Origin of the sequence: Streptomyces sp. NPDC014870, assembly GCF_043081505.1 — a bacterium.
Lineage (GTDB): Bacteria > Actinomycetota > Actinomycetes > Streptomycetales > Streptomycetaceae > Streptomyces.
Genome location: NZ_JBIBWQ010000010.1, coordinates 339,712 through 355,057 on the forward strand (window position 1 = coordinate 339,712; position 15,346 = coordinate 355,057).

Annotated in this window: 5 protein-coding genes; 3 read left to right on the top strand and 2 right to left on the bottom strand. The window is 72.9% G+C overall.

The genetic code is table 11. The features are described from left to right. Window position 1 precedes the first annotated feature (1 nt). On the bottom strand, window positions 2-1,045 hold the full coding sequence (locus tag ACF09C_RS28355; protein ID WP_392095494.1) for a LacI family DNA-binding transcriptional regulator: 1,044 nt from the start codon (window positions 1,043-1,045) through the stop codon (window positions 2-4). A gap of 105 nt (window positions 1,046-1,150) precedes the next feature. After that, window positions 1,151-2,554 (bottom strand): FAD-binding protein, encoded by a 1,404-nt coding sequence (locus ACF09C_RS28360; RefSeq protein WP_392095496.1) that lies wholly within the window; start codon window positions 2,552-2,554, stop codon window positions 1,151-1,153. A gap of 392 nt (window positions 2,555-2,946) precedes the next feature. Between ACF09C_RS28360 and ACF09C_RS28365 the strand changes: the two genes are divergently transcribed. From ACF09C_RS28365 to ACF09C_RS28375, 3 genes are all read left to right on the top strand, one after another. Continuing rightward, the gene (locus tag ACF09C_RS28365; protein ID WP_392095575.1) at window positions 2,947-3,816 is read left to right on the top strand and encodes a sterol desaturase family protein; all 870 of its coding nucleotides are present in this window, start codon (window positions 2,947-2,949) and stop codon (window positions 3,814-3,816) included. A gap of 223 nt (window positions 3,817-4,039) precedes the next feature. Then, on the top strand, window positions 4,040-13,675 hold the full coding sequence (locus ACF09C_RS28370; RefSeq protein WP_392095497.1) for an amino acid adenylation domain-containing protein: 9,636 nt from the start codon (window positions 4,040-4,042) through the stop codon (window positions 13,673-13,675). Beyond that, a complete protein-coding gene (locus ACF09C_RS28375; protein ID WP_392095499.1) occupies window positions 13,665-15,335 on the top strand; it encodes a phytoene desaturase family protein in 1,671 nt (556 codons plus the stop codon). The genes ACF09C_RS28370 and ACF09C_RS28375 overlap by 11 nt, the downstream gene beginning before the upstream one ends. Window positions 15,336-15,346: the final 11 nt, after the last annotated feature.

Genomic DNA, 15,346 nt, shown 5'->3' on the forward strand with positions numbered 1-15,346 from the left:
CTCACGCCCCCGACGAACGTCGGGCGACGACACGGGGCTCCGGGACCGTGGTCACGAGCGCGGTGGCGTCCGCGGAGGCGCCCCCGCGCAGCCGGCCGAGGAGCAGCGCCACCGCGTCGGCGGCCGCCCGGTCCAGGTGCAGGTCCACGGCGGTCAGGGGCGGTTCGCAGGTCCGGGCGCGCAGGCCGTCGTACCGGGTGACGACCATGACGTCGTCCGGCACGGCGCGCCCGCTGTCCCGGATCGCCCGGACCGCGCCCACCGCGAAGGCGTCCACCATCGCGCAGACCGCGTCGATCTCCGGGTGCTCGGCGAGCAGGGTCGCGCACCGCTCGTAGCCGGCCTGTTCGCCGCCGGCCTCGGGGGCGGTCGCGACCAGGGGCGTCCAGCCGTGTTCCGCCGCGAGCCGCTGGTAGGCGGCGCGGGCGTCCACGGCCGAGTGCCGCCGGCCGGCGCCGACCAGCAGGGCGGGCCGCCGGGCCCCCTGCGCGTGGAGGTGGGCCAGGAGCAGCTCGGCGACGAGGCCGCCGCGCAGATCCACGTACGGCACGTCCTCGGTCGCCGACACGGGCCTGCCGAGCGTCACGTACGGCAGCCCGCGTTCCTTGAGGGCGGCGACCGCCGGGTCGTCCGCGTCGGGCTCCACCACGATGGCCCCGTCGATGTCCACCGAGTAGAGCGCCGACCCGGACTGCACGGGCGGTACGAGCACCAGCGCGTAGTCGTGCAGCAGGGCGCTCTCGGCGGCCGCGGCCGCGACCTCCATGTAGAAGCCCAGCCGGGACGGCCCGCCCGCCACCGCGAACGGCATGGAGGAGGCGAGGGCGATGGCCTTCGCCTCCCCGCGCCGCAGCCGCTGGGCCCGGAGATTGGGCCGGTATCCGAGCTCCGCGGCGACCTGCTTGATGCGCTCCCGGGTCCGCGGGTCGACCTTGCCGAGCCCGTTGAGGGCGTGCGAGACCGTCGTACGGGACACACCGGCGACCCTGGCCACATCGGCGATCGTCGGAGGCCTCGTACCGGGACCGGAACCGGTGGTGGACATCAGGGCGGACGCTCCTCGTGTCGAGGGACGGGGTGACCCCGGACGGGGTGACCCCTCCATCTTCGCCGACCGGCCGGGCCCCGTGCCGGACCGGGCCCGTCCGGGTCAGAAGATGCGCTGGCCCGGGGTGAGGATGCCGTCGGGGTCGTAGCGGTGGCGGGCCTCCTGGAACTCGGGCCAGAAGGCGCCGAAGTGGCGGACCCAGTCGTCCGTGGTGAGCGGCACCGAACCGATCGGGTACCAGGTGCCGCCCGCCGCGACCGTGGCGTCGTACTGGGCACGGTTCGCGGCGACCATCTCCTCGGCGGAGTCCGCACCGGGGGAAGCGGTCCTGAGGAGCGAGAAGAGGTAGACGAGCTCCTCGTCCGGCATGACCGGCAGCGGGGTCCGGCACTTGGCGGTGAGGATCGGGTACAGGAGGATGACCGCGCTCGCGCCGATCGAGCCGGGCTTGAGGCCGGCCAGCGTCTCCGTGACGACCTCGTCCACGGTGGACGCGGGGAGCAGGCTGTCGTACCAGGGGTGGGGGCGCTGCCACTCGCCGATCGACTTGAACAGGTCCATCGTCGGGGCGATCCGGTTGAGGAAGTCGAAGTACGCGATGTCCTGGACCTCGACCGAGGTGTGCCCCAGGCCGTCCGTGAGCCGGGCGTCGTCCTCGGCGGTCGCGTCGTAGGAGGCGGCTTCGATGAAGTGGATCCAGCCGTCGGCAGTCAGCCTGGCCTGACCGATGAGATAGTCGAAGCGGCCCTCCTTGATCAGCTCGGCCTCCCGCGCGGTGAGTGCGGCGACGCTCGGGAACGTCAGGACGTAGAACCGCACGGAGCGGGGCGCGGGAACCAGCGCGAGGGTGGCGCGGGTGATGATCGCGCACTGGCCGAGGCCGCCGAGGACCGCCCGGAAGAGGTCCGGACGCTCGGTGGGCGAGCAGGTCGTGAGCTCGCCTTCGCCGGTGACCACTTCGAGTTCGAGGACGTTGTCGACCTGCGTGCCGTGGTGACCTATCTGTCCGCCGAGTCCGCCGGCGGAGAGCGTGCCGCCCACGGACAGCTCCAGGTAGTCGGTGAAGGCGGGCGGGGTGAGCCCCAGGGGCAGGGCGGCCCGGACCACGGTGCTCCACAGCGCCCCGCCCTGGACGACCGCCGTGTCGTCGCGGATCTCCACGGCGTCGAGGGAGCCGAGATCGACGACGAGCCCGGCCGGCACCTGGGCCTGGCCGTGGGTGGAGTGCCCCTGACCCCGGCCGGCGATCTTCAGTCCGCGCTCACGGCAGTGGCGGACCATCACCGCGACGTCGTCGGCCGAGCCGGGTTTCAGAACGGCGGCGGGGGCCTGGCGGACCATTCGGCCGAAGTCGCCGGAGGCCGCTTCGAGGGCGGCGTCGTCGAAGCACAGCTCCCCGTCGAGCGGCGGCACCGCTTCGAACGCGGCCGGCACGGCGCCGTGTTGAGCGTCTGCCGACGCGTCCGCCGTGCTCGGCCGGGGGGTGGGGCTGTGGGGAGTGGTCACGGTGACTCCTGATCGACTTGGGCTGCACGCTTCCTTCACATTGTGATCATTTCTGCGCCAGTTGGTCTACCGAATGCCCGAGTTGATCCCTCGCTCCTCGCAATTGGGACGGCTTGTGGAGTGCGTCCGGTGGTGATCCATTGGTGAATCGATCCGCCCGGCCATCCGCCGCCCGGATGATCAACTTCCCGGGGATTAAGCCTGGTTGAGACAGATTTCTGGAGTGCGCACCGGTGGCATTCGGATCACTGACACCGGCGCGCGCGACACCGTGCGCCGGCCGGGGGACGTTGCCGTGCGTAGTCGTACGAATTCATACTGTCATCAAGCCCCGACGCCTTCCTCCGCGCCGGGGAGCCCCCGTGTCCCATCCCCGCAGCGACGCCGTCCCCATGAAGTGGAGTGCCATGCCCCGGTTATCGGCGCGCGATGCCCTGGCCGTGACCGTCCAGCCGGTCCTGCTGCTCGCGGTCGCCGCCGTCTTCCTCCTCACCGAGGGACGCGGCTGGGACCCGGGGCGCGCCGTTCTGCTCTTCCAGTTCTCGGTGCTCGGTTATCTCGTGCTGCTCGAGTTCCTCATTCCGTACGACCGTTCCTGGCAGCCCGAGCGCAGGGAGTGGGGGTGGTACGGCGTGTACTACGTCCTCACCGCCCTCGGCGGCACTCTCGGGCAGAACCTCGTGCTGTACGCCGTCGGCAAGCTCGCCCGCCGCGATCCCTGGCTGCCCCTGTGGGCCGAGATACCCGTGGCCCTGCTCCTCGGCTCGCTCGCGAGCTACGCGGTGCATCGCGCCGGGCACACGTACTCCTGGCTGTGGCGGCTGCACGGCGTCCACCACGTGCCCGCGAAGGTCAACGCCGGCAACAACGGGGTCAACCACGTGCTCGACGTCGTCATCTCCCAGGGCTTCGTCCAACTGGCCCTGGCCCTGGTCGGGTTCTCCGAGCGGGCGGTGTTCGCGGTCGGTCTCTTCGTCGTCGCCCAGGGGTACTTCGTGCACGCCAACATCCGCGTACGGCTCGGTCGGCTCAACCACGTCTTCTCCGGGCCGGAGCAGCATCGGCTGCACCACAGCACCGACCTCTCCGAAGCCGGGCACTACGCCTCCGATCTGTCGGTCTGGGACCGGGTGTTCGGCACGTTCACCTGGCGCCCCGGCCGTGAACCGGAGTCCGTCGGTCTGACCGACCCGGCCTCCTTCCCCGACACCGGCGCCGTCCTGGCGACCCTCGCCCATCCCTGGCGGCGCCCCGCCGGCTGACCGGCTCTCCGGTCCTCCCGGACCCCGGTCCTCCTCCTCGCGCCCTACCCCGGGGCGCTCCCCGCCGGCGCGAACGCGGCGTCCTGGCGCCATGCGCTGCTCCGACACCGGGCCACTCGCCGTGACGCCTCGTTCCGTTCCGTCCGCCCATCCGCCCGCCCGTCCGCCCGTCCGCCCGTCCGTCACGCCTTCTCCGCTCACCACGCGCATCAAGGGACCGCTCATGCCTGAATCGCTCCGCCATGCCCACATCGCCGCCTCCGCCGCCCTTCCCAAGCCCGCGGAGAAGGTCGCGATCATCGGGATCGGCTGCCGCTTCCCGGGCGGCGCCAACGACCACCGCGGCTTCTGGCGCAACCTGGTCGACGGGAAGGACTGCCTCACGCCCACACCGCCCGACCGGTACGACGTCGCCTCACTGGGCAGCCGTGACAAGTCCAAACCCGGTCGGCTGGTCGGTGGGCGAGGCGGATACATCGACGGTTTCGACGAGTTCGACCCGGAGTTCTTCGGGATCAGCCCGCGCGAGGCTCACTCCATGGACCCGCAGCAGCGCAAGCTCCTGGAGGTGAGCTGGGAGGCCCTGGAGGACGGCGGGCAGAAGCCGGCCGAGCTCGCCGGGCAGGACGTCGGCGTCTTCGTCGGCGCCTTCACCCTCGACTACAAGATCCTGCAATTCGCCGACCTGCGCTTCGACACCCTCGGCGCGCACACCGCGACCGGCACGATGATGACGATGGTGTCGAACCGGCTCTCGCACTGCTTCGACTTCCGGGGGCCGAGCCTCTCCGTCGACTCCGCGTGCAGTTCCTCCCTCGTCGCCGTCCACCTCGCCTGCGAGAGCCTGCGGCGCGGCGAGAGTTCGCTGGCCCTCGCGGGCGGCACGCTGCTGCATCTGACCCCGCAGTACACGATCGCCGAGACGAAGGGCGGCTTCCTCTCCCCCGAGGGCCGCTCCCGCACCTTCGACGCCGGCGCGAACGGCTACGTCCGCGCCGAAGGAGTCGGGATCGTCGTCCTCAAACGGCTCTCGGACGCCATGCGCGACGGAGACCGGATCCACGCCGTCGTCACGGAGACCGGTGTCAACCAGGACGGCCGCACCAACGGCATCACGGTCCCCAGCGCCGACGCCCAGGTCACCCTGATCGAGCAGGTCTGCGAGCGGGCCGGCATCACGCCGGGAGACCTCCAGTACGTGGAGGCCCACGGGACGTCCACGCCCGTCGGCGACCCGGTGGAGGCGGGCGCGCTGGCCCGGGTCCTCGCGATCGGGCGCAGGCCGGGCGACGCCTGCTACGTCGGCTCGGTCAAGACGAACATCGGGCACACCGAGTCCGCCGCCGGCATCGCCGGGCTCATCAAGACCGCCCTCAGCATCGAGCACCGGCTCATCCCGCCCCACATCAACCTGGAGCGGATCAACCCCGCCATCGACCTCGACACGGCGCCGTACGCGATCCCCGACCGGCTCACGCCCTGGCCCGCGCACGAGGGACCCGCACGCGCCGGGGTCAACTCCTTCGGCTTCGGCGGCACCAACGCCCACGTCCTGCTCGAAGCCGCACCCGTGTCCGACGCCGCGGACCCGACGGACCTGATGGAGGCGACGGACAGCACGGTCACCACGGCCGCCCCCACGCCCTCCGTGCTGCCGCTCAGCACCCGCGACGCCGCCGTCCTGCCCGCACTCGCCGAGGCCGTCCGCGCGGAACTTGCCGCCCCCGACGAGCGCGCGTGCCTCCCGGACCTGGCGTACTCCCTCGCCCACCGCCGCCAGCACCACGACGTCCGGCTGTCCGTCGTGTACGGCTCGCCCGACGAGGTGGACGAGGCCCTCGCCGCGTACGGCCGGGGCGAGGAACACCCCCGTGTGGTGACCGGCAGGCGGCGCGAGGGCCGACAGGCCGAACCCGTCTGGGTGTTCACCGGCATGGGACCCCAGTGGTGGGCGATGGGGCGCCAGTTGTTCGCCACCCGGCCCGTCTACCGGCAGGCCGTGGAAGCCGTCGACCGGGAGATCGCCGCGCAGGCCGGCTGGTCCCTCGTCGCCGAGCTGAACGCGGCCGAGGACGCCTCCCGGATGGCGGAGACCTGGCTCGCCCAGCCCGCGAACTTCGCCGTCCAGGTGGGCCTCGCCGCGCTCTGGCGGGCCCACGGCGTGCACCCCTCCGCCGTCGTGGGCCACAGCACGGGCGAGATCGCGGCGTTCTACGAGGCCGGGGTGTACAGCCTCCGCGACGCCGTGCGCATCGTGCTGGCCCGCAGCCGCCTCCAGCACCGGCTGGCGGGCACCGGCACCATGCTCGCCGTGGGGCTTCCCGAGGACGAGGCCCTGCGCAGGGCCGAGCCCTTCGGCGACCGGCTGTCGGTCGCCGCCGTGAACAGCCCTGGCGCCCTCACCCTGGCCGGCGAGGAGGCCGCGCTCGGCGCGTACGCCACGTCCCTGCGGGTGGACGGGGTGTTCGCGAAGCTCCTCGACGTACAAGTGCCGTACCACTCGGCCGCGATGGACGCGATCAAGGACGAACTGCTCGCCGAACTGGCCGACATCGCACCCCGCCGCGCCCGGCTGCCGCTCCGGCTGACCGGTCGGGAGGGCCGCGCCGAAGGCCCCGAGCTGGACGCCGCGTACTGGTGGAACAACGTGCGCGACACCGTGCGCTTCCGCGCGGCCGTCGACGCCCTCGCCGCCGACGGGTACCGCACCTTCCTGGAGATCGGACCCCACCCGGTGCTCGGTCACTCCATCAAGGAGTGCTTCCAGCAGGCGGCCGAGGCCGGTGAGGCGACCGCGACCACGCTGCCCTCCATCCGCCGTGCCGAGGACGAGGCCCTCCGCTTCACCACCTCCCTCGCCGCGCTCCACACCCTCGGCTGCCCGGTCGACTGGCACGCCCTCCACCCGCGCGGCCGCTCGGTACCCCTGCCGCGCTACCCCTGGCGGCGCGACCGCTACTGGGCCGAACCGGAACCGGTCGCGGACGTGCGCCTCGGCCGGCAGGACCACCCGCTGCTCGGCCGCCGGCTCGACACCGCCGAACCCACGTGGGAGGTGGCGCTCGATGTCGAGACCCAGCCCTACCTCGCCGACCACCGCATCCAGGGGCGGACCCTGTTCCCTGCCGCCGGATACGTCGAGATGGCCACCCAGGCCGTCCGGGCGGTGACCGGCGCCGAGGACGTCGTGCTCGGCGACATCGAACTGCGCAAGGCCCTCTTCCTGCCCGACGACGCCCCCAAGGCCGTCCAGCTGTCGCTCTCCGCCCGGTCGGCCGCGTTCACCGTGGCGGCCGGCGGCGCCGACGCCACCGCCGTCCACGCCGCCACCGTCCACGCCGTCGGAGTCGTCCGTGCCGGGGCGCCCGCGCCCCGCCGCACGCCCGCGGACCTGGTGGCGGTCCGGGAGCGCGCGGAGCGGTCCATGGACTCCGCCGCCTGCTACGAGACCCTCGGCGCGCGCGGCTACCACTACGGCCCCGCGTTCCAGGGCATCGCCGAGGCCTGGCAGGGGCGCGGCGAGCATGGGCAGGGCGAGGCGCTCGCGCTGATCCGGCCGCCCGCGGGCGTCGGCGGCGGCGCGGCCGGCCACCAGCTCCACCCGGCCCTCCTCGACGCCTGCTTCCAGGCGCTTCTCCTGGCCGGGCTCCCGGACGAGACCGCAGCCGGTACGTCCGGTGCATCCGGTACACCCGCTACCTCCGGTACGGGAATCCTGCTGCCGCTCTCCATCGACGAGGTGCGGACGACGCCGATCGGCGACCGGCCCCTGTGGGCCCACGCCACCGTCACCCGGCGCGCGGACGACGAACTGATCGGCGACATCGTCCTCCACACCGAGGACGGCGAACGCGTCGGCCACGTCCACGGCTTCCGGGCCGCGGACGTCGAACAGGCCTCGGCCACGGTCGGACTGGCGACGATCGACGGCTGGCTCGCCGAACTGGGCTGGTCCGAAGCGCCGTTGGAAGAGGCCGAGACGCCGGGCCCCGGAAACTGGCTGCTGTTCGCCGACCGGCCCGGGGGAGTGGCCGATGCCCTGGAGCGGCTCCTCACAGCGCGTGGCGGTTCCTGCCATCTCGTCCGGCCGGGCGACACGTACGCCTTCGGTGCGGGCGAGGGCGGCTCCTCCGAGGTGGTCCCCGGGAACGCGGACGACCTGCGGCGGCTCCTCGCCGAGCTGGCCGCGCGCGACGGGCGTGCCGTCGACGCCGTCGTACACCTGTGGAACCTGGACCTGCCCGCCCTCGACGCCACCCGCCGCGAGCACCTCGACCAACACGGCGCGCTGGGCGCCTACTCCGTCGTCGCACTCGCGCAGGCGCTCCGGGACGACCCCGGACAGCTCGCCGCACCCGCGTCCCTGCACCTGGTCACCCGGGGCACCCAGGCGGCGGTCTCCGGAGACCTGGTCGAACCCCTCGGCGCCCCGGCCTGGGGCATCGGCCGGGTGCTCCGGCACCAGGAACTGATCGCGCACCCGGGCAAGCTGATCGACCTGGAGGGGATGACCGCCGCCCACGACCCCGACCCCGGAGCCGACGCCGACCCCGGAGCGGACGTCGCCCCCGGAGCCGACGCCGCCCCCGATCCCGAAGTCGACGCCCACGCCCTCCTGCGCGAGGTCCTCGCACCGCACCGACCCGAGTCCCCCGAGGACGAGGTCGCGCTGCGGGCAGGACGTCGGCTGGTCAGCGGTCTCGTCCGGCCCGAGGGCCTCACCCGCCCCCTGCCGCCCCGGCTCCGCACGGACGGCGCCTACCTGGTGACCGGTGCCTTCGGCGCCCTCGGCCGGCTGCTCTGCCGCTACCTCGTCCGTCAGGGCGCCCGGCACCTGATCCTGGTGGGCCGCACCGCACTGCCCGACCGCGCCACCTGGCGGGCCCTCGACCCCGAGTCACCGGCGGGCTCCGGGGCGCGCTTCGTCAAGGAGCTGGAGGCGCTCGGCGCCCATCCCGTCCACGCGGCCCTCGACATCGCCGACGAGGCCGCGCTCACCGCGTGGCTGGCCGACCGCCGCGACCGGGACGCCCCTCCCGTCCGGGGCGTCTTCCATCTCGCCGGGCACGTACGGGACATCCCGGTCCAGGACATGGACCGCGTCTCCTTCGACGCCGTCCTCGCGCCGAAGGTCGCCGGAGCCTGGCTCCTGCACCACCTGCTGCGCGACGAGCCGCTCGACCACTTCGTGCTCTTCTCCTCGGTCGCGGCGCTGCTCACCACCACCGGCCAGACCAACTACGCGGCGGGCAACGCCTTCCTCGACGCCCTCGCCCACCACCGCAGGGCCCGCGGCCTGCCCGCGCTCAGCCTGAACTGGGGCCCGTGGGCGACCGGCATGATCGAGGAGCTGAGCCTCGTCGAGCACTACCGCCTGGTCCGGGGCATGAGCTCGCTCTCCCCGGCAGCCGGAACGGCCGTCCTGGAGCGGGTGTTCGGGCAGGACCGGGCCCAGCTGCTGATCGCCACCATCAGCGACTGGAAGACCTTCCTCGCCTGGTACCCCACCTCGCCCCCGCTGGTCGCGGGTCTCGCGGCCGAAGCCGCCGCGTCCGCCGCAGGGCAGGGCGGGACCGACGGGCAGGGCGGCTATCTCGATTGGTTCCGATCCGCCGACGACGAGGGCGAGCGGGCCCGGCTCGTGGCCGAGCACTTCCTGGCTCCCGCCGCGACGGTCCTGCGGGTGGGTGCCGAGCGGATCGACCCGGACGCCGGGCTCGGCGAACTCGGTCTCGACTCGCTCCTCGCCATGGAGCTGCGGGCCCGGATCCAGGCGGAGACCGGGGTCGCGCTGCCCGTCGTCGCCCTGCTCAGCGGCGCCCCCGTGCGGGAGCTGATCGCCCAGCTGCACACGGCCACCGAGACCCTCGCGGCGCGGGAGGCGGGCACCGAGGGCGGCGCGGTCACCGTCGAGCTGCACGAGGACCCGAACCGGCACCCGCTCACCCAGAACCAGAAGGCGCTCTGGTTCCTCAAGCAGCTCAACCCCGACGGGTACGCGTACAACATCGGCGGCGCCGTCGAGGTCCGCACGGTGATCGAGCCCGAGCTGATGGCGGACGCCGTGCGGACGCTCGTCGCCCGGCACCCCGTCCTGCGGGCGAACTTCGTCCTGGACGACGGCCGCCCGGTCCAGACCGTCTCCGACACCATGGAGCCGGACTTCGAGGTGTTCGACGTCGAGGGGCTGCCCTGGGACGAGATCCGTGAGCTGATCGTCGCGGAGTACCGCGAGCCCTACGACCTCGCCCGTGATCCGCTGATGCGGTTCCGGCTCTTCCGGCGCGGCCCCGACCGCTGGGTCATCATGAAGGCGGTCCACCACATCGTCTCGGACGCCATCTCCACCTTCACCTTCATCGAGGAACTGCTCGCGCTCTACGAGGGCATGCGCGCGGGCCGGCCGGCCGAGCTGCCGCCCGTCCCGGCCCGGTACCTCGACTTCCTCAACCGCCAGAACCGCTTCCTGGCCTCCCCGGACGCCGACCGCATGCTGGAGTACTGGCGCGGCGCCCTGCCCGCCGAGATCCCGCCGCTCGCCCTGCCCACGGACGGACCCAGGCCACCCGTCCAGACGCACAACGGAGCGTCAGAGTTCTTCGTCCTCGACGAGGAGCTGAGCGCCCGGGTGCACACCCTGGCCCGCGAGCACGGCGTCACCCCCTTCATGGTGCTGCTCTGCGCGTACTACCTCCTGCTCCACCGCCACTCCGGACAGGACGACCTCGTCGTCGGCAGCCCCGTGACCGGCCGCACGGACGAGGAACTCGGCTCCGTCTACGGCTACTTCGTCAACCCGCTGCCGTTGCACGTGAACCTGGCCGGCGACCCGACCGTCGGCGAGCTGCTCGCCCAGGTCCGCAGGACCGTCCTCGGCGGCCTGGACCACCAGGAGTACCCCTTCGTGCTGCTCGTCGAGAAGCTGGGCCTCCAGCACGACCCGAGCCGGTCGGCGGTCTTCCAGGCCATGTTCATCCTGCTGGCCCACAAGGTGTCCTCGCAGCAGTACGGCTACCACCTGGACTACATCGAACTCCCCGAGGAGGAGGGCCAGTTCGACGTCACCCTGTCGGCCTACGAGGACGAGGGCGAACGCCGCTTCCACTGCGTCCTGAAGTACAACACCGACCTGTTCCGGCCCAGGACCGTCCGCCGCATGGCCGAGCACTACCGCACGCTCCTGGACGCCCTCACCCGCGCCCCCGGCGACCGTCCGGTCGCCGCGCTCGACATGCTCGGCGTCCACGAGCGCCACGAACTCCTGCACGGCCGAGGCGCCCGGGGCCCGGTGATCGCCCAGGACCGGCCCGTGCACCGGCTGTTCGAGGACGCGGCGGCCCGCACGCCCGACGCGGTCGCCGTGACCGTGCCCGCGGCCGGTACCGGGGGAGCGGCGCGCCACCTGACGTACGGAGAGCTGGAGCGGGCCTCCGCGGCGCTCGCCGGCCGGCTCAGGGCGCGCGGAGCGGGCGCCGGAGACGTGGTCGCCGTCTGCCTGCCGAAGTCGCCCGAGCTGATCGTGGCCCTCCTCGGGGTCTGGCGCGCCGGGGCCGCCTACCTGCCGCTCGACCCCGGCCACCCGGTCGACCGGCTCGCCGCCATGACCGCCAACGCGGGGGCCGCGCTGGTCGTCGCCGAGCCCGACGGCCCGGAGCGGCTCGCGGCCCTCGGCGCGGAGTTCCTCACCGATGTGTGCGCCGAGGGCCCGGACGAGCCCCTCGACGAGCTGCCCCACGATCCCGACACCCCCGCCTATGTCATCCACACCTCCGGTTCCACCGGCCGGCCCAAGGCCGTCCGCGTCTCGCACGGCGCCCTCGCCGCCGTCCAGGCGGCCTGGCGCGAGGAGTACGGCCTCGCCGCCGAGCCGGGGGTCCATCTCCAGCTCGCCGCCGTCTCCTTCGACGTCTTCACCGGCGACCTCGTCCGCGCGCTGTGCTCCGGAGGCCGGCTCGTCCTCGCCGACCGGGAGCTGCTGCTCAACACGGCACGGCTGTACGAGGCGATGACGGCCGAGCGGGTCGACTGCGCCGAGTTCGTGCCCGCCACCGCCCGCGCCCTGACGGTCCACTGCGAGGAGGGCGGTCACCGCCTCGACTTCATGCGCCTGATGATCGTCGGCTCCGACACCTGGAAGGTCGCGGAGTACGAGCGGCTGCGCCGGCTCTGCGGCCCGGAGACCCGTGTGATCAACTCGTACGGCCTCACCGAGGCGACGGTCGACAGCGCCTGCTTCGACGGCCCCACCGACGGCCTCGACCCCCACGGCACCGTCCCCGTCGGCGCCCCGCTGCCCAACTGCGTCCTGCACGTCCTGGACGCCCGCCACGAGCCCGTACCACCCGGTGTCGTCGGCGAACTGTGGGCCGGCGGCCCCGGCCTCGCCCTCGGCTACACCGGCGACCCCGAGCAGACCGCCCGGCGCTTCGTCACCCTCACCCTCGACCGCGGGCCCGACGCGGTCCCCGAACGGCTCTACCGCACCGGGGACCTCGCCCGCCGCGACGACCGCGGCCGGATCCACCTGCTCGGCCGCGCCGACGCCCAGATCAAGCTGCGCGGCCACCGCATCGAGCCGGGCGAGATCGAGTCGCTGCTGCTCGAAGCCGACGGCGTCGCCCAGGCGTTCGTGACGGTCCGCACCGGCCCGGCGGGCGAGCCGGCGCTCTGCGCGTACGTCGTCGGGACGGACGACACCACACCCGACCCGCGTGCCCTGCGCCGACGGCTGGCCGCCCAGCTGCCCACGTACCTCATCCCGGCCCGTCTCACGGTCCTGGACTCCCTGCCCCTGACCCCGAACGGCAAGGTCGACCCGGCGGCGCTCCCCGCGCCCCTGGACGGCGCCGCCGAGGAGGACCACGAACCGCCCGTGACGTTTTACGAGGAGCGCGTCGCCGCCCACTGGAAGGCGGTGCTCGGGATCGAACGGATCGGACTGAGCAGCGACTTCTTCACCTCCGGCGGCAGCTCCATCACGCTCATCGAACTCATCCACCACCTCCAGAAGGAATTCGGCATCGCCATCCCGGTCGGCCTGCTCTTCAAGGTCACCACGCTGCACGGGATGGCCCGCACCGTCGAGTCCATCGTCACCGGCGAGGTCTCCGGAACCCTGCCGCACCTCACGTTCAACACCGGTGCGGGCCAAGCCCTGTTCTGCTTCCCGCCGGCCGGCGGTCACGGTCTCGTCTACCGGCACTTCGCCGCGCACCTGCCCTCGTACGAGCTGATCGCCTTCAACCACGTCGACGGCGACAAGACCGCCCGCTACGCCGATCTGGTCGAGGAGCTCAGCCCCACCGGCCCGTGCCCGCTGCTCGGCTACTCCCTCGGCGGCAACCTCGCCTTCGAGGTGGCCAAGGAGCTGGAGCGGCGGGGCCGCGAGGTGTCGCACGTGGTGATTCTGGACTCGTACCGGATCACCGAGGCGTACGGCATCGCCGCCGAGCACGTCGAGGCCTTCGAGCACGAGCTCCGCGACCATCTGCGCCGCCACACCGGATCCGAGACGGTCACCGCGCAGACGCTCGAACAGGCCAGGGACTACCTGGAGTACTGCGGCCGGACCCCGAACCTCGGGACGGTGACCGCGGCCGTCACCGTGATCGCCGACGAGGCCAAGGCCGAGCTGTACGCGGCGGGGCAGCGCGGCAGCTGGGCCGCCGCCTCCACCACCGGCAACCGGCTGGTGCGCGGCTCAGGACTGCACGCCGAGATGCTCGACGAGAAGCCGGCGGCCCGCAACGCGTCCCTGGCCAGGGCCGCCCTCGACGACGACATCGCCGCCGCCGCGCGCGAGGGGCTGACCTTCCTCGCCGCCGCGTCCACGACGGAGGGGGAGACCGATGTCGCGTGAGAAGAGGACCGTATGGGAGCGGCGCGCGGCCCGGCCGCCGGGCGAGCCGCCCCGGGTGATCATCGTCGGCGGTGGCATCGGCGGCCTCTCCACCGGGGTGTACTCCCAGATGAGCGGCGCCGAGACACGGATCTTCGAGCGGCATGTGCTGCCCGGCGGCTGCTGCACCGCCTGGTCGCGCCAGGACTACGTCTTCGACTACTGCATCGAGTGGCTCACCGGGACGGGCCGCGGCAACGACGCCGCCCGTGTCTGGCGGGAGCTCGGCGCGCTCGACGGGAAGAGCATCGCGAACTTCGAGATGTTCAACACCGTCACCGACGAGACCGGCCGTTCGGTCACCTTCTACAACGACCCCGACCGGCTGGAGGCCCACCTCCTGGAGCTCTCGCCGGCCGACGCCCGCCCGATCCGGGCGTTCTGCCGGGACCTGCGCCGCTTCACCCGGATCAACCTCTACCCGTTCCTGACCCCTTCGCCGCTCCAGTCCCCGCGCGAGCGCCTCGCGACGCTCCGCGCGGTCCTGCCCTCCTTCCTGATGCTGTGGCGGACGGCGGTCACCCGGATGGAGACCTTCTGCGAACGGTTCCAGGACCCGCTGCTGCGCCGCGCCTTCCCGTTCATCTTCTTCCAGGACCACGAAGTCTTCCCGCTGCTGCCGTACCTGTTCAACATGGCCAGCGCCTACCACCTCAACGCCGGTTTCCCGCAGGGCGGTTCGCTGGGTCTGGCCCGCTCGGTGGAGGACCGCTACACCGGACTCGGCGGACGCGTCGACTACCGGGCCAGGGTCGAGCGGATCCTGGTGGAGGACGACCGCGCGATCGGCGTCGAACTGCGTGGCGGCGAACGCCACTACGCCGACCACGTGGTCGCGGCCTGCGACGGCGAGACGACCCTCCACGGGCTGCTCGGGGGCCGTTACACCAGCCCACGGGTCGAGGAGCTGTTCGCGCAGATGACCGAGAGCCCGGACGTCGTCTACCCGGGAGTCGTCTCCGCCTTCGTCGGCCTGAAGGACGAGCTGGACCCCACCGCCCGGCACAGCGTCACCTATCTGCTCTCCGACGAGGACAGCAAGACCCTGCCGGGCGTCCTGCAGAACAGCCTCGTCGTCCAGATGCGCTCCCGCTACTCCGACGGCTTCGCCCCGCCGGGCAAGTCCGTCGTGCACTGCACGTACTTCAGCGACTACGACTCGTGGAAGCACCTGCGCCGCACCGACCGGAGGGCGTACTGGGCCCGCAAGCAGGAGGTCGCCGACTTCGTCCGGGGCTTCCTGGAACGTCACCACCCGGGCGTCGGCCGGGCGATCGAGGTCGTCGACGTGGCCTCCCCGGTCACGACCGAGCGCTACACCGGAGTGCGCGGCGGCTCCATCCTCGGCTGGAAGTCCTTCACCCCGGCCGACGACGTCATCACCGCCCTCATCAACAAGGACCGGATGCGGCTGCCGGGTCTCGCCGGGCTCTCCCTCGCGGGCCAGTGGTTCGGCGGCGGCAGCCTGATCCGCGCCGCCGCGAGCGGCCGGTTCGTCACCCAGTACCTCTGCCGGGACCTCGGCCTGGAGTTCCAGGCCTGGGAGTCCACCGACACCACCCCCTGGCACCCGGACCGGCTCGGCCGGCTGCCCCAGCTCGAGTCCCGCAGGGTCAGGTGACCGCCGTGACG